General features: G+C 68.9%; 13 protein-coding genes and 1 pseudogene. 10 read left to right on the plus strand and 4 right to left on the minus strand.

The annotated features are described in order from the left end of the window. Positions 1 to 152 precede the first annotated feature (152 nt). The 4 genes and pseudogenes from ACH4YP_RS40500 to ACH4YP_RS40515 form a co-directional block, all read right to left on the minus strand. Positions 153 to 908: a thioesterase II family protein gene (locus ACH4YP_RS40500; RefSeq protein WP_398496126.1), complete on the minus strand. Its 756-nt coding sequence runs from the start codon at positions 906 to 908 to the stop codon at positions 153 to 155. A 62-nt stretch (positions 909 to 970) separates the two neighbouring features. Then, on the minus strand, positions 971 to 2,587 hold the full coding sequence (locus ACH4YP_RS40505; protein WP_398496128.1) for an MBL fold metallo-hydrolase: 1,617 nt from the start codon (positions 2,585 to 2,587) through the stop codon (positions 971 to 973). Positions 2,588 to 3,441: 854 nt separating this feature from the next. After that, positions 3,442 to 4,669, minus strand: a pseudogene (locus ACH4YP_RS40510) (IS701 family transposase); the annotation flags it as partial. Between the two features lie 226 nt (positions 4,670 to 4,895). Continuing rightward, positions 4,896 to 5,540, minus strand: a complete 645-nt coding sequence (locus ACH4YP_RS40515; protein ID WP_361072233.1) for a hypothetical protein — start codon at positions 5,538 to 5,540, stop codon at positions 4,896 to 4,898. Positions 5,541 to 5,830: 290 nt separating this feature from the next. Here ACH4YP_RS40515 and ACH4YP_RS40520 point away from each other — a divergent pair, with 290 nt between their 5' ends. The 10 genes from ACH4YP_RS40520 (at position 5,831) to ACH4YP_RS40565 (ending at position 19,822) form a co-directional block, all read left to right on the plus strand. Further along, positions 5,831 to 6,622: a phytanoyl-CoA dioxygenase family protein gene (locus tag ACH4YP_RS40520; protein ID WP_361072236.1), complete on the plus strand. Its 792-nt coding sequence runs from the start codon at positions 5,831 to 5,833 to the stop codon at positions 6,620 to 6,622. A 104-nt stretch (positions 6,623 to 6,726) separates the two neighbouring features. Next, on the plus strand, positions 6,727 to 8,562 hold the full coding sequence (locus ACH4YP_RS40525) for an NAD-dependent epimerase/dehydratase family protein (RefSeq protein WP_398496129.1): 1,836 nt from the start codon (positions 6,727 to 6,729) through the stop codon (positions 8,560 to 8,562). Continuing rightward, entirely contained in the window at positions 8,555 to 9,952 is a 1,398-nt protein-coding gene (locus tag ACH4YP_RS40530) for an MFS transporter (RefSeq protein ID WP_398496131.1), read from the plus strand. The genes ACH4YP_RS40525 and ACH4YP_RS40530 overlap by 8 nt, the downstream gene beginning before the upstream one ends. A gap of 72 nt (positions 9,953 to 10,024) precedes the next feature. Next, positions 10,025 to 11,287, plus strand: a complete 1,263-nt coding sequence (locus ACH4YP_RS40535; RefSeq protein WP_361069578.1) for a nucleotide sugar dehydrogenase — start codon at positions 10,025 to 10,027, stop codon at positions 11,285 to 11,287. Positions 11,288 to 11,367: 80 nt separating this feature from the next. Continuing rightward, complete coding sequence (gene asnB / locus ACH4YP_RS40540) at positions 11,368 to 13,203, plus strand: asparagine synthase (glutamine-hydrolyzing) (RefSeq protein WP_398496133.1); 1,836 nt, start codon at positions 11,368 to 11,370, stop codon at positions 13,201 to 13,203. 2,117 nt (positions 13,204 to 15,320) lie between these two features. Next, positions 15,321 to 17,066, plus strand: a complete 1,746-nt coding sequence (locus ACH4YP_RS40545) for an ATP-binding protein (RefSeq protein WP_398496134.1) — start codon at positions 15,321 to 15,323, stop codon at positions 17,064 to 17,066. Between the two features lie 123 nt (positions 17,067 to 17,189). Continuing rightward, positions 17,190 to 17,609 (plus strand): roadblock/LC7 domain-containing protein, encoded by a 420-nt coding sequence (locus ACH4YP_RS40550; protein ID WP_361069569.1) that lies wholly within the window; start codon positions 17,190 to 17,192, stop codon positions 17,607 to 17,609. Continuing rightward, positions 17,606 to 17,962 (plus strand): DUF742 domain-containing protein, encoded by a 357-nt coding sequence (locus tag ACH4YP_RS40555; RefSeq protein ID WP_361069566.1) that lies wholly within the window; start codon positions 17,606 to 17,608, stop codon positions 17,960 to 17,962. The genes ACH4YP_RS40550 and ACH4YP_RS40555 overlap by 4 nt, the downstream gene beginning before the upstream one ends. After that, positions 17,943 to 18,560: an ATP/GTP-binding protein gene (locus ACH4YP_RS40560; RefSeq protein WP_361069563.1), complete on the plus strand. Its 618-nt coding sequence runs from the start codon at positions 17,943 to 17,945 to the stop codon at positions 18,558 to 18,560. The genes ACH4YP_RS40555 and ACH4YP_RS40560 overlap by 20 nt, the downstream gene beginning before the upstream one ends. Next, positions 18,557 to 19,822 carry a cytochrome P450 gene (locus tag ACH4YP_RS40565; protein WP_361069561.1) on the plus strand — a complete coding sequence of 422 codons (1,266 nt, stop codon included), beginning with the start codon at positions 18,557 to 18,559 and terminating at the stop codon, positions 19,820 to 19,822. The genes ACH4YP_RS40560 and ACH4YP_RS40565 overlap by 4 nt, the downstream gene beginning before the upstream one ends. Positions 19,823 to 19,835: the final 13 nt, after the last annotated feature.

Raw genomic sequence — 19,835 nt, forward strand, 5'->3', positions numbered from 1 at the left:
TTTCTTGATTCTGCGACACCATTTCGGTGACTGAATCCAGTCGCCGCAGAGAGTCGTGGCACGGAAAGTCCGGAAACGTCCTGTCGAATCCGGCTCCCATTTCTTCGTCATGGTCCAGGGCCGACGCCGAAAAGCGCGGACAGTGTTGCGCACTAGCGCTCGAGGGCACGGACGAGTTCGCCGATCGTCGCAGCTGTCGAGGTCTGCGGAAAGAAGTGTCCGCCCGGTACCGGCGTGACCTCGAACGGCCCCGCGCACAACGTCCGCCAGATTGATGCTTCATCGGCCGTCACCACGGAATCCTCGTCCCCGTACATCACCGTGACAGGCGTGGTGATGTGCGCTCGGCTGAGCGGAGGCCGGTAAGCCGCTTGCGCGGTGAAGTCCGCGCGCAACACCGGGAAGAGCCATTCGCGGAACCCGGGACGGGCGAGACCGGCGGGGTTTGCACCGAGCCGTTTCCAGAGCAGTTCGATCTCGTGATCATCTCTGGGGGGCCGCAGTTTCGTCGCCCCTGTGGCGACCGACGCCAGCACCACCAGCCGGATCGGTGGGCGCCCTGCCAGCGTCAGCCGGTGCGTCAGTTCGTAGGCCAGGCCGGCGCCGAAGCTGTGCCCGACCAGAACCAGCGGACCTGAGAGCGCCAGCACGTCCGGCAGCACATCAGCGATGAGCTCGTCCACTGAGCTGAGAGGCACCTCTCGCCCGCGCTCCTCGCGCCCAGGTGCCACGTGGGCGTAGAGATCGAGCTGGTCGGGCAGCAACCGCCGCCAGGACGCGAAGCCGGTCGCCCCTCCACCCGCGCACGGAAAGCAGACCAGGGTGGCGCGAGTGACGTCGCCCGTGCCGGGATTCCGCGGACCGAAGTGGCGCAGAGGCGCGTTGCCGCGCCCGGCGTTGCTCTGCATGTGCGCACACCATCCAAGGGGATCTACGACGAGTACCGCGGGGAAGGAGTTCCGCTCGACGCCTACTGCCCTGTCGGGCCGAGGGCGGGCCAGTTGCGTTCGGCTTGGTCCCGGAGGAGTTCGGATGTGATGCCTCGTCGGGCGCTGAGGTCGGCGAGGACGGCGGCTTGTCGGACGGGTTCGGCTTCAGGGTCGTAGTCGGAGCCGGTGAGGTGCTTGAGCCAGGGTTCGAGGCCCATGGCGTAGGCGTAGACGTGTCGGGCGTTGAGCTGTTGGGCGAGTTGGTCGGCTTGAGCGGCATCGCTGCCCTTGAGCCGGCGCCCGGCGTTGTGTTCGCGGGAGAGCTTCTGTTCCAGAAGCGGTCCATACAGCCAGTTGAGGGGGGCTCCGACGCATTCGAGACCGATGAAGAGGGCATCGAGAGGGGTCTTTGTGAGGTGGGGGATGTTGTTGTAGAGAGCGGGCTCGAGAGGCGTGATGTCGGTGGCGAAGAGGAAGGTGCGGCCTGCGGCCTGGACGAGGGGGACCATCTTGGTGCGGATGTCGAGGTCGGCGTGTTCGCCCAGGAAGGGGAGGGCGGTGACCTCGACGCGGTCGGCTACCTGGTGGGATTCGAGTTCGGACAGTTCCCTGACGTCGGGGAAGCCGAGGGCCTGGAGCATGGTCCTCAGGCTGGGATCGGGCAGAGATCCGCCGGAGGCACGGGGAACGAGGACGGTGCCGATGCGCGCGCGGAGTTGGAGAAGGGTTTCGACGGAGAAGTGGTCGGAGTGGAAGTGGCTGATGACCACGGCATCGATGTGTGCGGGGAGGTCTTCGAAGGTGTAGTGCTGGTGACCGTCGTCGGTGTAGCCGATGAGGGGGTCGAGGAGAACGGACGTGGTGTCGGTTTCGATGAGCACGGTCGCGTGATTGAAGTAACGGGTCCGTACGGTTCCGGGCGCGGGCCGAGTGTGGGCGGCCGGCGGAACGTCGTGGAAGAACGCGATGAAGGCAGGGATGTCGGCCTCGGGGATGCCGAAGCGCTGCGCGAGGCGGGGGACGTCGACCGGGGTGGTGCGGGCGGTGAAGAGTTCGTCCCACAGAGGGGAGTCGAAGGGCAGGTCGATGTCCAGTCGATCAGGGTGAGGGAGAACCGGGCTGCTGTACACGAAGGGCTGAGGAGCTGGTGCGGCGGTGAGGGAGATGCGCTGGCCGTCGCGTTCGTAGGCCGGAGAGGCGTACATCAGCGGTTCGAAGAAGCGGAAGGTGGGCCGGTGGGCGGTGTCGTAGACGAGTTCGACCCGTCCGCGGAGGGCGTCGGGGACCAGGGGGTAGAGGGGCTCCATCGGCCCGCCGAGGGCGTTCTCCCGCAAGAGGGTGCGGAGTTGGTCTATGTCGTCGGCTAGTTGGAGCTTGGCGTGGCCTTCCTTGGCCATCGTGTCGCGAACGGCTTGGACGTCCTCGTGGTCGGCGCCTTGGGGATCGAGGAAGGGGGCGCCGTAGCGGTGGGGGTCCGCGGTGACCGATTCGTGGATATGAGGGGCTTTCAAGTAGCTGTCCACGATAGGGAGGAGACGGTCTCGTAGATTGAGCGCGCCGGTGTGGGGTGCCAGGAGATAGGGCCACGCGTACCAGCGGTGCAGCAGGGGCTGCGCGACCACGGACGGGCGAAGGTACAGCTTCTGGTGTGCCGGCACGTTACTTCCCTCACTGGTCGAGTGATGACGGTGGGTGGGGATGGCTCGTGGCATGAGCGTGCGTGTGCCCGTGAATAAGGAAACACAAGGCACAGGGCTGTCCGGCCTGGGCCCGGAGGAAACGTTCGAGTCACCGGGTTCGGAGTTTTCGCGCCATTCCTGCGGTGTCCGTCTGAGGGTGAGTCAGCCCCTTTACCTCGCAGCGTTGTTCATGTCTATCACGTCCGCAGATCATGAATCCGGCAGTTTTGGCAGCCCAGTTGAGTACCGCTCACGCTCGATGATGCATCTAGCTATTACCCCCCAACTGGTTCAAGGCGAACGTCAAGTGACATGGATTACATGGAGCGCGGTCCCGTTTTCGTGCTTCCCTGAGCCCTCTTCGACCCCTACCCCGGTAGGCACGGCCATCACGCATTTCCCTTATATCCGCGTCAGTGATGGCCGGCGAGATGTCGCGCTCGGCAGGTCGACGCCCCGCATGGCTCCATTCTGTGAACCGGCGGTCCCGGAGTCGGCCCGGATGAGCCGAAGGCCCTTTCCCTCCGAGCGCAGCCCTTGACGGCCTCGAAGACGACACCTTAAACACTTCACGTCCCGATTCGGGACCCGCCGTCGAACCATCGAATTCACGTCAACCAGCCCAGTGATCAGGCCAATTGAGGCGCTCTTTAGCAACCCTATTCATACTGATCATCGAGCTTGGGCATGAACCAGGGTTCTGGATCACATGACCTCGCCTCGCGGCACCAATAGGACTCCGTTAGGTCTGTCTTGATCTTGGTGTCGTGCGTGTTCTCGCGGGCAGGGGCAGGGGCTGGTGGCAGGTGGTGCAGATGCCGGTCCGACACCTCAGGGGCTCTGGAGGGCGTCGAGGACTTGGCAGGGCGTGAGACCGGGCCGGGCGCTTTTGGGGCCAGGCGCTGTTCGGTGAGGAAGGCGTAGGCGACGGTCACGAGGGTGATGTGGTGGTGCCAGCCCGGCCAGGTCGGCGATCGGGGTGTCGGCGGGCAGGTTGGACAGCCAGTACTCGGTGGATGCCTCGGCGTCCTCGGGCCATTCGGTCAGCAGCCGGCAGTCGGGCAGGACCCCGTCCCACCAGCCCTGCTCAGCGGAGGCCGTGGCTGTGATCGGGCGCTCGACGGCTTTACCGGCCGGCCGGGCGCGTACGGCGGCGAAGCGGGAACGTAACTCTCCGCGCGAGCCCTGCCGCCAGGTGAGCGGGGTGAAATCCGTTCGCTCAAGTCCCACGCCGAGGGCCGCCATGGAGGGCGCTCGGTGGCGGTAGCGGGGCTGATGCCAGCAGCCGACCGTGCCCCTGCGGGCCGGGGCCTCAGGCTTGGTGGCGAACGGATATGCCGTCACACCGGCCCGGATGGCCAGCACGTAGGCGAGCCGACGTTCCTGCGAGGCGGCCCGCAGGTGGGCGTTGGTGCCGTAGGCCACCACGGCCGGCGCCTTCATGCCCCATTCGGCGAGGGTATCGAGCATGTCCAGGGCCAGGCGCCACTTCTCCTGGTGGGTAACCTCGGGCGGAATCCTGGTCCTGGCCCGGCGGTCGCGGTCCGAGGCCCGGTCCTCAGGCAGGAACAGCCGCCATCGCGGCGGGCACGAAGCGGTGTCACTCGCCGCGTGAACGCTGACGGCGACCTGACAGTTGGCGCGTTTGCCCTGGGCTCCGCAGTACCGCGGAGCCACGGCGACCGGCATCTGGCCGTCCTTGGGCACCGACACGTCGTCGATCACCCACGCCGTCGGTGCGACCAGCGGCAGCATCCGTTCACAGATACGCCGCTGAACCGGCACCGGATCCCAGGTGGACTGGTTCACGAACTACTTCAGGTTCTGCTCGTTGCCGTCCGGCAGCCGCGAGGCCCTCGCCTGGATCGACTTGCGGCGGCCGTCCGGCATCAGCCCCCGCAGAGGGCACTCGCCCCACCACCTCCGATCCCTGCGCGGCACCGAGGCGAGTACGTCCTCCACGAGGAGCCCCGACCCAGCCCGTAATCGGTTCACTTCATGCGTATCGACACACCCAACCGGCGCCTGCTGGCAACTGTCCGTCGCCGGCCCGCGCACCATCGCGCCAGCGCACTGAACTGGTCCCATTGGTGCAGACGCCATCGAGCCACTGCCCGTGCCTGCCACTACCGTCGACGCACCCGTGCCCGAGGCGGCTTGCCGGAACCATCCACTGACGGCCCACCAGCCCGATAAGCTCGAAACTACCCGCCTGACCAGCGGAAATGGTGAAGTTCCACTGCAGTACCAGGTGGGCCTCATGACTGAGCGTCCGCCCGTTTCGGCGTCAGTCGGCGGAGTCGGCCGACTCCTCGGGGAACCATGCTGTCATCCCGGCATAGCGGGCCGGCGGCTCGTCCGTGGCAGCGAGCCAGTCCCGCTCGCCCTCGCGTCGCTCGTACCGCCGGTGCCGGATGCCGACCTCCTCGACGAGGTCGGCGGCAAGGCGTGAGGCCTCGTACAGATCCTGGTCGGGGGATTGCGAACTGGCGGCCACGACGACCCCCCGCACCTCGGCGGAGTGCCCGTAGCGGAAGGCTCCGTTGCCCAGCAGATGCGGATCGGTGTGTACGGCCGTGCCGTTGTTGCCTCTCAGACGCTGGTGCGTCGCAGCCTTGGCAGCCGCTTTGGGCAGGAAGCGGCGCGCGTCCTCGCCGACGGTGAGAGCGCCCAGCACGGTATCGGCCGGTTCGGCACCGGACTCGGCTGTCGGGTCGAGGATGACGAAACCCATCGCCGGGCGGGGGTAAGGCCCGCGGGGTGCTTCGCCGACTGCTGCTGCGTGGTTCCGGGCAATGCTGGCTGCCCGCCGCTCGGCCAGGTCGGTGAGTAGCGCGCCGAGTTCGGCGTCGTCGAGCATGTACGCGTACGGGTTGCGGCGTATCGCGGCGCGCACGCGCAGCAGTGCGGTCCGCCCGTTCGTGTCGGTCACCTGTGTCTCCTCGTAGTGCGGTCGCGTCCCGGGGACCCGGCGCGCAGGACTGTAGCCGCCTTGATCGCCGGCCGGCCAGGGGGCCTGGAACACCGATAGGCGTATGGCCTGAACATTCCCATGTGGTTCCGATTCTCGCTGTTGACTGTGATCGTTGAAGCAATTTAAGGTCGACGAGTAGCTGGTCCAGACCATTACCTTCGGTTTCCCTATTCGATTTTCTACTGCAAATTCACGCTCCACGAAAAACCGTGTGCAATACCGGTGCAGTACCGGTGCAGAGCTAGAGAATGGGGCTGTTGAACGTGACCGCGCAGGTAGTTTCCAGCGTTGCGCAGAATTTCGCCCAGGACGGGTTCGCCCCTGTTGGTGAGCTCATCGCTCCCGGGGACCTCGACCTTTACCGAGACATCTACGACCGCTTCCTGAGCGGGGACATCGCGGCCGGCGACAAGAGGTCCGACCTCGGCTCGCACGTTCCACTCCGGGACGGGGTTCGGGAGAACATCACACAGATCATGTGGCCGTCGGCACTCCATCCGCCGCTGCGCGAACTCCCGCTGCACTCACACGCACTGGACCTCGCCCGCGAACTGATCGGCGCGGACGCGGAGCTCGACTTCGACATGCTGATCCACAAGGCTCCGCACACCGGCGTCCCCACCCCGTGGCACCAGGACGCGGCGTACTGGATCGAGATGCCCGACCACCGGGCCGTGTCGATCTGGGTGGCGCTCGACGACGCGGTCGCCGACAACGGCTGCATGTGGTACATGCGTGGCTCCCATCGCGAGCCCCTGCGGGTACACCGCCCCACCAGCGACGGCAAGAACATCGAGTGCGACTGCTCCGAGGACGAACCGGGAGCCACGTGCGTGCCGGTGCGGGCGGGCGAGGCGGTGGCCCACGCGGGCACGACCCTGCACAGTTCACGCGGCAACACCACGGACGCCACCCGCAGGGCGTACATCCTCAACTACCGCCCTGCCGCGATGATCCGGCTGGAGAGGGAGCAGGGCGCCGACCACGGTCTCAACGAGAACGTACGACAAGTACGCAACTCGGCCGCGGCCGAGAACTGACACCGCCCCAGCCCGCCGGGCCGGCCTCCGCCGTCGGCCCGGCGGCCCACATCCGCGAGGCCAGAAGGGAAGCCGTGCACCCCATCTCTTTGACGGGCGCCGTAATGACCCACCCCCGGAGGGCCACAGCCGCCGAGGTCATCGCAGCCCGCGACCCTCTGCGACGCATCCGCGTCGTGACGGACCCGGACCCGTCCGGTCCGCCCACCGCGCTGCGCACCGCGAACCCCGCATGGAGCTGCGTCGGGGACGACGCGACCCACCACGTGGTCTTCCAGGACGACGTCCTGATCGCCGACGGCTTCTTCCCCTACCTGGAACAGGTCGCCGCCGCCGTCCCCGGAGAGGCGGTCGCCTTCTACGAGGGCTGGGAGGGAAGGAACAGCGGAGTCGTGCGCCTCGGCGCTCTCACCGGAGCACAGTGGGCCCGGGCGATCGATGAGCACGTGCCCTCGCTCGCCCTCATGCTGCCCGCCGAAATCGCCCGCGAATATCAGAAATTTGCTGTGACACATGGCAAAGGCTGGCCCTACGACGTCGTCATCCAGCGGTATCTGAAATCACGAGAAATTCCGGTGCGTATCGCTGTTCCCAGCACCGTGGACCATGACGACGTACCCAGCCTCGCCGGAAATAGCACGCACGGATGGCGACGCGCAACCTATTTCTCCGAGCGCGCCGTAGACGTGCGGACGTACGATTGCGCCGCGTTCTCCGTGGTGCCCTACTACCAATACGGAGAGGCCCGCTGCGCGGTCCGGTACGGGACGTACTGGGAGCACTTGGACACCGACCGGTACCTGCGGCGCGTCGGTCTGCTGGACCGGTGCGACACCGGGCTCGCGGAACACGACGGACCCGGGCTGCCGGCCGTCGTGCGCCGCCACGTGTGGCTCACGGCCTTCGCCACCGGTGCCGTCGTCGAAGGGCTGACCGCCGCGGAATCCGACCCGGCGGTGGCGGACGCGGTGATGGACTCGCTGGGCCCCGGCGGCCTGTGCGAGGAGTACACCGGCGCCGAGCTGATGGAGATGATCCCGCGGATACGGGCGCTTGCGCTCACCGCGTTCGCCGCCGGCCGGGCGGCCCGCCGCGCGGCCTCGCCCGGACCTCGTGCCACCACGGCCGACCTCGCGGTCACCGGTGGCTCCGCGGCCTTCCGGGAACAGTTGGCGCGGCTGCTCACCGACGCGGGATGCGCCGCGGTCCCCGGCGAACGGCCGGATCCCGCGGCACGCACCGTGATCCATCTCGCCGACCCGCACGGCCGGAGCGACGCCCTGCCGGACCTGTTCGCCGACGCCGAGCGGCAGGGCGTGCGGCGCCTGGTCCTGATTGCCTCCGCCGCCGTCTACCGCGGGCTGACCGACGAGGAGTGCACCGAGAACGCCGTGAGCGGGCGGCCACCGGCCGACGCTGAGGCGCGTGCCTGGTGGGACGCGGAGGAGACCTGCCGGCGCTGGGGCACCCGCACCGGGATTCCCGTCCAGGTCGTACGGATTGCCGAGCAGGTGGGGCCGCACGCGCCTCTGCACGGTGTCCTCGCCGGGTGGATGCTGCGAGCCTGGACCCGACGCCCCATGGAGCTGCTCAACGGCCGTCGCCACCAGATCATCGACCACCGCGACATGGCCGGAGCCCTCGCCGCCATCCTGACCGCCCCCGTGCGCTCGGCGACATACAACGTGGCGTCCGTGCGGTACGAGGAGAACGAGCTGGCCCAGCTCGTCACGGACACCGCCCGGGCCACTCCCTGGCACCCCGGCACCGGCGCCGACGGCGCGCACCCGCCCCTGATGTCCACCGCCCTGGTCACCGCCGAGACCGGATGGCGCCCCGCCGCCGACGTGCACGGCGGGGCCCGAGCCCAGGCCCAGTGGTTGGCTTGCGACACCCATGACGACGTCCCAGGTCCAAAGGGAACAGGCAGCGATGGCTGAGAGCCCGCCGAAGCCCCTGGCCGACACCGGAACAGGGATCTTCTCCCGCCCGTACGCGGTTGCCACCACGACCTTCGCCGTGGTGATGTTCCTGACCGGATTTGCTGCCCTCGCCGTGGTCCCCACTCTGCCCACGGCGGCCCGCGACCTCGACGGAGTCTCCCTCTTCCCGCTGGTGGCGGGAAGCTTCGTCGCCGCCAGCTTGCTGGGCGGCGTGCTCGGCGGGCACTGGGCGGACCGCTCGGGTGCACGCCGACCGCTCGCGCTCGGCATGGTGCTGTCCGTCCTGACCCTGCTGGTCTCGGCCTCCAGCCAGTCGATCTGGCAGCTGGTCACCGGCCGGTTCGTGGACGGTCTCGCCGCCGGCATGGTCGCGGTGTCCGTGACCACCGCAATCGGCCAGTCCTACCCGGAGCAGCTGCGGCCAAGGATGCTGGCGCTGATGAGCGCGAGCTGGGTGATCCCGTCCCTGGTCGGCCCGCCACTGGCGGGCGTGGTCGCCGAGGCGTGGTCCTGGCGGGTCGTCTTCTACGGCCTCGCCGCGCTGACCCTCCTGCCCTCAATCGTGCTGGCGATCGTGCTCCGTCGCCCCTCCAGCGACGGGGCCGCGCCGACGGACCTGCCACCGGCCGAGGAACGCGCCGCCCGCCCGCCGCTGGTCGTGGCAGCGATGCTCAGCCTCGGGGCGGCGCTCGGCCAGTTCGGTGTCTCGGAATGGGACGTCCGCCACCTGCTGTTCGTCGTCGTCGGCGTCGCTCTGCTCGTGGTGTTCGCCCCCCGTCTGCTGCCGGCCGGCACCTGGCGCAGTGCCCGCGGACTGCCGACCACCGTGCTGCTGCGCGGCCTCACCTCGGGCACGTACTTCACCGTCGAGGCCCTGGTTCCGCTGATGCTGATCACCGAGCGGGACGTCGCCACTGTGACGGTCGGCGTGGCGTTCACCACAGCGGCGGTGCTGTGGGCTGCAGCGTCCTGGGTTCAGGGCAATTTGCTCCAGCATGTCGCCCGGCACCGTCTGATCACTGCGGGCGCCCTCATCATGGCCGTGTCCGTCATCCTGGCCGCCGCCGGAAGCCTCAGCGGCGTGCACCCCTTGATCGCGGTGGCCGCCATGCCGCTGGCCGCCGTCGGCATGGGCCTGCTGGACCCGTGTGTCACCGTGCTGTCCCTCAAACACAGCGCCCCGCGCCGGCAGGGCCACACCACCAGCGCCCTGCAGACCAATATGAACCTCGGCCAGGTCGTCGTCCTGGGGCTGGCCTCCGCGGTCCTCAACGCCTGTCTGGCGCTGGGCACGGGCCGGCTCGGCGGCTACGCGTCGGCCTTCGCGCTCCTGGTAGCGCTACCGCTCCTCGTCGCAGTGCTGGCGGGCCGGGCCCGAGTCGTCTGACAGCGGCCGCTCGCCCCGGTCCCACCCATTCCGGTGCCCCGCCAGGGGCACCCACTTCCGAAAGGGGACGCTGTGACCAGCGATCTTGTCGTCATCGGACTCGGCTACGTGGGGCTCCCCCTCGCCGTGGAGGCCGGCCGGGCAGGTCTGAACGTTGTCGGCCTCGACCGGGACCCCGCGACCGTCGACCGCCTCAACTCAGGTGTCTCGCACGTCGACGACGTGTCTGACGCCACTGTCGCCGACCTGCGTGCCCGTGGCTTCGCCGCCACCACCGACGAAGGCGTCCTCGCCGACACCGACACCGTCGTCATCTGTGTGCCCACCCCGCTGTCCGAGCACGGCGGGCCCGACCTGGCCATGGTCCGGGACGCGTGCGAGGCGGTCGCCCGCCATCTGCGGCCCGGGACCCTGGTCGTGCTCGAGTCGACCACGTACCCCGGCACCACCGACGAACTGCTGCGGCCGATCCTCGAACAATCGGGGCTCGGCGCGGGCCGGGACTTCTGGCTGGCGTTCTCACCGGAGCGCGTCGACCCCGGCAACCGTGCCTTCGGGATCCGCAACACACCCAAGGTCGTCGGCGGCCACTCACCCGCCTGCACCTCGGCCGCGGCGGCCTTCTACGGGAAGTTCATCGACAGCATCGTGCAGGCCGCCGGCACCCGCGAAGCGGAGATGGCCAAACTCATCGAGAACACATACCGGCACGTCAACATCGCCCTCGTCAACGAGATGGCGGTGTTCTGCCACGAACTCGGCATCGACCTGTGGGACGCGATCTCCTGCGCCGCCACCAAGCCGTTCGGCTTCCAGGCTTTCTGGCCCGGGCCCGGCGTCGGCGGGCACTGCATCCCGATCGACCCCAACTACCTGGCACACAAGGTCCGCACCCTCGGCTACCCCTTCCGCATGGTCGAACTGGCCCAGGAGATCAACGCCCGGATGCCGCGCTATGTCGTCGAACGCGCTCAGCACCTCCTGGACCGCGCCGGCCGGACGCTCACCGGCGCCCGGGTCCTGCTGCTCGGCGTAACCTACAAGGCGGACATCGCGGATCATCGCGAGACCCCCGCCCGCGATGTCGTCAAACGGCTACGCACGCGGGGTGCAAAGGTCTCCTACCACGATCCCCACGTACCCCAATGGACCGTGGACGGCGCCCCCGTCCAGGCCGCCGACCCGGACCTGCGAACCGCCCTCGCCGACACCGACCTGGCCGTCCTGCTCCAACACCACCGCGTCTACGACACGGACCTCATCGAAGCCCACGCGCCGCTGCTGCTGGACACCCGCGGCGCCGCCCGCCCGCAGCACCACGTCGAGCGCCTCTGAAGCCCTGCGCCGCCGGCCGGCACCCCCAACCTCCCTCCCTCAGGGCCCATGGGCCCGCCGCTTCACAGGAGTGTAAAAACATGTGCGGTACCGTCGGCTGGGTCGACTTCGCCCGCCCGCTCGACCACGGCACGGCACTGGCCATGACCGCCACCATGGCCCGCCGAGGTCCCGACGCCGCGGGACTGTGGACCAGCGACCACGTCGCCCTCGGACACCGACGCCTCTCCGTCATCGACCTGGAGGGCGGCTGCCAGCCCATGGCCGCCGAAAGCCCCTCCGCCGTACGCGCCGCGCTGACGTACAGCGGCGAGACGTACAACTTCCAGGAACTGCGTACTCAGCTCAGCGGCCTGGGCCACCGGTTCACCACCCGCAGCGACACCGAGGTGGTGCTGCGCGCCTACCAGCAGTGGGGAGCCGGACTCGCCACCCGGCTGGAGGGCATCTTCGCGTTCGCCGTCTGGGACCTGGACCGGCAGGAACTGCTGCTCGTCCGGGACCGGATGGGGGTCAAGCCCCTTTACTACGCCGAGACCGCCTCGGGCGTGCTCTTCGGGTCCGAGCCCAAGGCCGTCCTCGCCCACCCCGGGTTCTCCCCGGTCCTCGATGTCGACGGCCTCCGGGACATCCTCTCCGTGGCCAAGGTCCCGGGTCACGCCGTCTTCCGCGGCTTGCGCGAGGTGCCGCCCGGCGGCATGGTCCGCGTCGGGCGCTCCGGTCTCACCGAGGAGCGGTACTGGCGGCTGCGGGTGGCCGAGCACACCGATTCCCTCGACCGGACGATCAGCACCGTACGGGAACTCATGGAGCAGATCGTCCAGGAGCAGATGGTCTCCGACGTGCCACTGTGCACGCTGCTGTCCGGTGGTCTCGACTCCAGCTCGCTCACCGCACTCGCCGCGCAGGCCTCACAGACGGCCGGCACCGGGCGCATCCGCTCCTGCTCGGTCAGCGACCCCGACCCGGACGGCTCGGCGGGCGCCGCCGCCAACCAGGACCACGTGTACGCCCGGCTGCTCGCCGAGCATGTCGGATCCGACCACAGCGAACTCCCCCTCAAGGCACCCGACCTGCTCGATCCCGCCCTGCGGGCTTCCGTCCTCCAGGCGTACGACCTCCCCATCGCCAAGGGCGACGAACACGCCTCGCTGCACCTGCTCTTCAGCATCGTGCGTCGGCACTCCACGGTCGCGCTCTCCGGAGAATGCGGTGACGAGGTGTTCGGCGGCTACCGTTGGCAGCGCGAACGGGACACCGTGCTCTCCAGCACCTTCCCCTGGGTGCACGAAGGACGCGCCAACTACCAGGGCAACGAGGTCGTCTTCTCGCCCGACCTGCTCGCCAAGCTGGACCTCGCGGCGTACGAGCGGGACTGTCACAGCACCGCCGTCGCTGAGATCGACGCCCGCGCCGACATCGCGGACCCGGTGGAGGCCCGCTATCGCGAGGTCACCTACCTCGCCCTTACTCGGCACGCTCAAATCCTCTTCGACCGCAAGGACCGGATGAGCATGGCCTGCGGTCTTGAGGTCCGGGTGCCCTTCGCCGACCACCGCCTGGTCGAGTACACCTTCAACATCCCGTGGGCCATGAAGAGCTTCGATGGCCGGGAGAAGAGCCTGCTGCGGGCGGCGATGCGGGACCTGCTGCCGGAGGCGGTGGCCCAGCGGGTCAAGACGCCCTATCCCTCCATCAGGGCCGAGGCCTACGACCGGACGCTACGTGAGCGGCTGGCCGAACTGATCCGCACGGGGGACGCTCCTCTTGACCCCCTCATCGCCCCCGGACTGAAGTCGGCAGTGTGCCGGGAGGGCGCGGCTGCCCTGAAGCAGGGGATGAGCCGGGCCGCCCTGGAGACCACACTGCAACTGGACGCCTGGCTGCGTGCCTACGACGTGCAGCTCGTCCTCTAACCGACGCTGTAGAAGGTCCAGCAGTTCTCGAACGAGGCCCGCGGCTGTGAGGGAGGCGAGCGTGGTGCCGCAGAGGAGGACTGCTGCGAGTTCGCCTGCGGTGAGGTGGAGGTCGGCGGGGGCCTTCGTGCGCTCGCAGGTGACGGTGTCTTTCTCGGCCTGCAGCCGTTAGCGGTCGGCGTTCCAGGGGCAGAAGTCGTCATCGACGTCCGGGACCACGTCCAGCGGGGTGGAGCAGCGGCATCCGGCCAGGGCCCGGGCGACATCGACCAGTCGTAACCACAGCCGGTCGACCACGGGTGAGTGGACCGCTCGCGGTTCGGCCGGCAGGTTGGGGAGCGGCTCGTTGGCGGCGGCCTCCTACTCGATCCAAGGCACCAGGCCGATCCCGGTCAGGAAGCGCCACAGCGCGGCGTATACCTGCCGGGTGGCCGCTGCCAGTTCCACGATCCGCACCGCCTCGTGTGAGCGCGTACCCGGTGGTGTCGCCTCTCGGGTCGCGATGCACGACGTGGCGCAGCGTTGTCGCGCTGCCGCGCTACTCAGGCTCGTCGCGCAGTCGGCTGTTCCAGCACCGGTCGGCGCGGTCGGGCCAGCCGAACAACGGCCCTGGGCCCTCGCCCGCCGCGCACATCAGAAATCGGATCTGCACCGCGTCTCGCCCGCAACTGAAGGTGTCAGCAGTATGCCGTTGACGCACTGAACAGCACCTCCATCCAGGTTCGTCCGTCGCGGCTGCAGATCACATGTGGTCGACGTCCAACTTGCGCGCGCTGTCGAGGTACAGGTCGTCGTAGGCGCTGTACCAAAGGCCGCCGGTCAGCACACACTTCGTCTCCTGCTCCGGAGCGGTGACCGCCTCGGGAAACCGGGCCCGGCAGGGAGCGACACTGCCGGGAGGACCAGGGCCATCGCGCTGGCCAGCATCAGCGCCACCGCCGTACCCACCGCGATCGCCGCGAGCTGCCGCAGACCGTGCGCGACCGATCGGTACAAGGCCGACTCCACCAGCCCGCCACCGCCCACGCCGCCAGGGCCGCCTTGGCGGCCTGAGCCGCCAGATCCCGCTCCCGGCCCAGGCTGGCCCACGCCCGCCGCCGCACCGTCAGTACAACAAACAGCCCCGGCACAGCATCGGACAGGCCGTATCGCCATACGAGCCCACTCCATGGCACATCAAGTGCCACGCCAAGGGCGAGACGCACCCCCTGACCGTGATGTCACCCGTCACCGACCGCGCACGCCGCGGACGTGCCCTGTTGCGATCCGCCTTCCTCATCCCCACCGGATCCCCGCCGGTCGATCGGCCGGGGAGGGGAAGGCCGGCGCGCGGTAGCCGCTCGCGTGGGGCTCGTTGCGTTGTACTGCTGTTGGAGGTGGGCGAACGTGCGGGGCGGCTGTTGCCCTTCTCCTGGGTGCCTGCGGCGTCAGCGGGCGCGGAACCGTGGCGGAACGACGGGACGACGTACGCGACACAACGGCCGTGTTCGAGCAGGCTCTCGGTGAAGGTGCGTAGGAGCGACGAGTGAGGAGTCCCTGCCACCGGGCCGGACACAACTGACGGCCCTCACTCCCGCACCGGGCGGAATCGTCGACCCGCAGACGGCCGGCCAGGAGGACGGCACAGCATCGCCCGCATCGCTCGCATCACCCGCGCGCTCAACGATGCAGGGATACCAAGCCCGTCCGCCGCCTCCCCCGCCGCAACCCGCACCCCGCCGGCCATCGGTGGATCCTCACAACGTCCGCGCCATCCTTGTTCATGGCTGTCTGATTCATCGGCCATCACTGGAGCTCAATTGGCTGAAAATGCACACTCCAAGCCGAGTGTCACGAAATCTCGAACACGACGAGGGGGCGGTAAATCGCCTGAAAACGCCGGATGCCGCATGCCATGGATCAGCGGCGGCAAGTCAGTCCGGTTACCACACAGTTGTGCCACGGTAGCCATTTTCCGACGAAGTGAAGTAGACCCTTCGCCGGGGCCCGTGTGCCTGGTGTGGTGACTAGCATGAGCGACGTGCTTGATCCGGACGATGCCCCAACGTCTTCCGGATTCTCGGCGATGTCTCAGCCATGGACGCACCCCCTGATCACACGGACCGAGGGACCGCGGAATGCCAGTGCCTGCTCGCCCCCGCCAGCGCCGATCCGCGCAGCCGACGGGTTCCTCCCCAGCCGTGCTCTCCGCACTCCTGGTCGTCACGGCCGCGGGAGCCGGAGCGGCCGTCGGCCTCGCCCCCGAGGGAGCCCGCCCATGGGTGGCGGGCACGGCGATCGCAGCCTGGGGCTGCATCGCGGCCGTCGTCGCCTTCACCTCCGCCCGGTTGCGTCAGGCCCACCGTGAGACGGTGTCACGGTCCGGTGAGCTGGAGATGACCAAGAACAACTGGATGCAGCACGGCGCCGAGACGGATCGGCTGGTCAATGTGACCCTGCCGGAGACAGCCAAGCGGCTCAACGAGGGCATCGGCACCGACGAGGTTCTGGCCGGGCTGCCCATCCCCTCCGACCCGTACCTGCGCCGGATGCTGCACATCTTCACCACCGAGGTCGCCGCGTCGGTCCGGCGAACCGCCGAGGCTCAGTCGGACCTCGACATGATGCGTCGTGAACTGGCCCGGGGGACAGAGGAACTCGAACGCCTCACCAACGACACGCTGCCGGCCGCGGTGGCCCTGCTGCGCGAGGGCAGCTCGGCGGACACCGTCCTCGCCAAGCTCGACTGGCCGAGCGTCCCCCTGCTGCGCTCCCCCGCGGAATCGTTCATCCGTGAACTCGCGTACGCAGAGCGCCGTTCCGCCGCCGCCCAGGCGGCCTCCGCGAAGGCGCTGAGCCGGGTCCAGGCCAAGACCGTCGGCATGCTCGCCGACCTGCGGGACATGCAGGACCGCCACGCCGGGGAGATCTTCGGCGATCTGCTGCGCCTGGATCACAGCACCTCCCAACTGGGCCTCATGACCGACCGGCTCGCCCTGCTGATGGGCGGCCGCTCCAGCCGCGTCTGGAACAAGCCGATCGTCATGGAGAGCATTCTGCGCGGCTCCGTCGGCCGGATCGCCGCGTACCGGCGCGTCCGTCTGCACAACTCCAGCAAGGTCGCCATCGCGGGCTTCGCGGCAGAGGGCGTGATGCACCTGCTGGCCGAACTCATGGACAACGCCGCCAACTTCTCGCCGCCGATCGACGAGGTCCACGTATACGTGGAAGAGCGCAGCGCCGGTCTCGTCATCACCATCGAGGACAGCGGTCTGAAGATGTCCGACGCCTCCATGCGCCGGGCTGCGGAGTCGGTGTCGGGCCAGGTCACCGACCTCGCCTCGCTGCAGGGCACCCGGCTCGGCCTGAGCGTGGTGGGGCGGCTCGCCGCCAAGCACGACATCAGCGTCAACTACCGTCCCTCCTCGCGCGGCGGCACCGGCGTCGTCGTACTGCTGCCGCCCCAGCTCGTGGCGCAGCAGCGCGAGCCGGTCACTCCCGAGCCTCCGCGTCGTGGCGCGGGAGTTCCGACCGCCGCGTCGGCTCCCGTGGTCGAGGAAGCACTCCCGCTGCGACCTCAGGCGGTCGGGCCCGCGGATGAGGCGCCCCGAGCCGACGTTCCCGGCAGGCCCACCGCGGCCACTCCCAACGGGCTGCCGGTCCGGGCCCCCGGCCGCACCATGGCCGAGGCAGAACGAGGACGGCCGAAGACGACGTCCGAGCCGTCCCGGGCGGAGCCCGGCGGAACCGGTCCGGCGCGCGACGCCGGAAGCCAGTTCGGTGCCTTTCACCGCGGCCGACAGGCCGGAGGGTCCTCCGCCGGCTCCATCGCCGATCCCGGCGATGACTCCGGGCACGAGACCGGGCCCGAGGCGGACGACTAGATCCGGCCCCTTCGCACACCTCAGGGGCACCGCAAGCCCCCTCCGCATTGATTCGCCGCACCCCGTTGGATTGGAGGAACGGGCCGGGTGACCACCAAGAGGTCATGACCCGTCCCGCCCATCATGGAGACCACTGACAACAGCCTCACCTGGCTCTTGATGAACCTCATGGAGCGCACCCCGGGCACCCGCCACGCACTCGTACTGTCACGGGACGGCCTGAAGCTGTGCTGGACGGACCACCTGAACCTCGACCAGGCCGATCAGCTGGCGGCGATCTGCTCCGGCATCCAGGCTCTCGCGCAGGGCGCGTCCGTGGAGTTCGGCGACGGAACGGGCGGCGTGCGGCACTCCATGACCGAGTTCCACGGAGGTCTCCTGTTCATCGTGGACGCCGGCCAGGGCGCGCATCTCGCGGTCGTCGCCGAGGAGAGCGCCGACCCGGGTGTCGTCGGCCATCAGATGACCGAGCTGGTGGAACAGATCGGTGACCATCTGCGGGCCGAACCCCGCGCCTCCGTCACCGGGGGTGCCTCGGCGTGATCCACAAACCCGTGGACGTCGGCGGCCCCGACCGGCTCTACATGGTCACGGGTGGACGCAGTGAAGCCGACGACGCCTTCGACCTGGTCACACTGATCGTCAGTGAGTGCGAGCCCACCGCCGGGATGCAGTCCGAGCACACCCGGATCCTCGAGATGTGCCGGCACCCGACGGCACTGGTCGAGATCTCGGCCGAACTCAAGCTGCCCATCACCGTCGTACGGATCCTCCTCGGCGACCTCCATGCCATGGGCAAGGTGAGCGCCCGTCACCCCCGCGCGGCCGAGTCCGTCGCGACCCTCCCCGAAACCGCCCTGCTGCAGGAGGTGCTCCATGGGCTCCGCAACCTCTGAGCTGCCCGCCCAGCGCACACCGCTGACCGATGCCGCCGAAACCGGCCTGAAGATCGTCGTCGTGGGCGGTTTCGGTGCCGGCAAGACCACCCTGGTCCGCTCGGTCAGCGAGATCCGGCCGCTCAACACCGAAGAGGTGATGACGCAGGCCGGGCAGGGCGTCGACGAGACGACGGGTGTGGAGCGAAAGACCACGACGACCGTCGCGTTCGACTTCGGGCGTATCAGCCTCAGCCGGCGCATGGTGCTCTACCTGTTCGGCGCACCGGGCCAGGAACGCTTCTGGTTCCTCTGGGACCGTCTGTTCTCCGGCACTCTGGGCGCGATCGTCCTTGTCGACACCCGGCGTATGGAGGACTCCTGGTACGCGATCGACAGGCTCGAACACCACGAGACGCCGTTCGTGGTGGCCGTCAATCGTTTCGACGACGACAAGCGCCAGCTATCGCTCGACGAGATCCGACAGGCACTCGCGCTGGGCGAACACGTACCCATGGTCGACTGTGACGCACGGGTCAGGTCTTCGGGCAAAGAGGTCCTGATCACTCTCGTGGACCATCTCCACGCATTGGCCCTGTCCCAGGAGGGGACCTCGTGAGCGACTCCACCGGCTCCCCGTCCACGGGCACGCCTCCGCCGGGCTGCCCGGCACATGCCTCCGCCGTACCCCTGGGCGGTCTGGAGTACCAGCAGACGCCCTCGCAGCTGTACCGCACCATGCGCCGGGAGCACGGGGCGGTGGCGCCGGTCCTGCTCGACGGCGACATCCCGGCCTGGCTCGTACTCGGCTACCCCGAGGTCAGCTTTGTGACCAGCCATGACGAGCTGTTCGCACGGGACTCCCGGCGGTGGAACCAGTGGCCGAACATCCCGGAGGACTGGCCCCTGCTGCCGTTCGTCGGCTACCAGCCGTCCGTGCTGTTCACCGAGGGGCAGGAGCATCAGCGCCGGGCGGGCGTCATCACCCAGGCGCTGGAGGGGGTCGACCAGTTCGAACTGGCCCGCGAATGCCAGTCGATCGCCGAGCAACTGATCACCTCGTTCGCCGGCAGCGGTCAGGCCGAGCTGATGAGCGCGTACGCGCATGCCCTGCCGGCCCGTGCGGTGCTGTGGATGTGCGGCGTGCCGCAGGGCAGCGCGGATACGGAGCAGCTCATCGATGATCTGCGGATCTCGCTGGACGCCGGTGAGGGCGACGATCCGGTGGCGGCGTACATGCGCGTCGGGGAACGCATCATGCAGTTGGTGAAGGAGAAGCGGGAGCGCCCCGGTCCCGACGTCACCTCCCGGATGCTGCTGGATCCGGCAGACCTCAGCGACGAGGAGATCGTGCAGGACCTGATCTCCGTCATCGCCGCGGCGCAGCAGCCGACCGCCAACTGGATCTGCAACACCCTGCGCCTGCTGCTGACCGACGAGCGCTTCGCGGTCAACGTCTCCGGCGGCCGGGTCAGTGTCGGGGACGCGCTGAACGAAGTGCTGTGGCTGGACACGCCGACCCAGAACTTCATCGGCCGCTGGGCCGTGCGCGACACACAGCTCGGCGGGCGGCTCATCCGCGAGGGCGACTGCCTCGTCCTCGGCCTCGCGGCGGCCAACACGGACCCTCAGATCTGGCCCGACGCACATGTCGGCGTCGAGAACTCCGCGCACCTGTCCTTCAGCAACGGTGAGCACCGCTGCCCCTATCCCGCTCCGCTGCTCGCCGACGTGATGGCACGCACGGCGGTGGAGACTCTCCTGGAGCGGCTGCCCGACCTGGTGCTGGGCATCGAAATGGCTGACCTGACCTGGCGTCCGTCCATCTGGATGCGCGGACTGACGTCCCTGCCCGTGCAGTTCACTCCGGCGGCGCAGTAGCCACGTCCTCCGC

The sequence above is a fragment of the Streptomyces sp. NPDC020747 genome, assembly GCF_044334695.1.
In the GTDB taxonomy this organism is placed as follows: domain Bacteria; phylum Actinomycetota; class Actinomycetes; order Streptomycetales; family Streptomycetaceae; genus Streptomyces.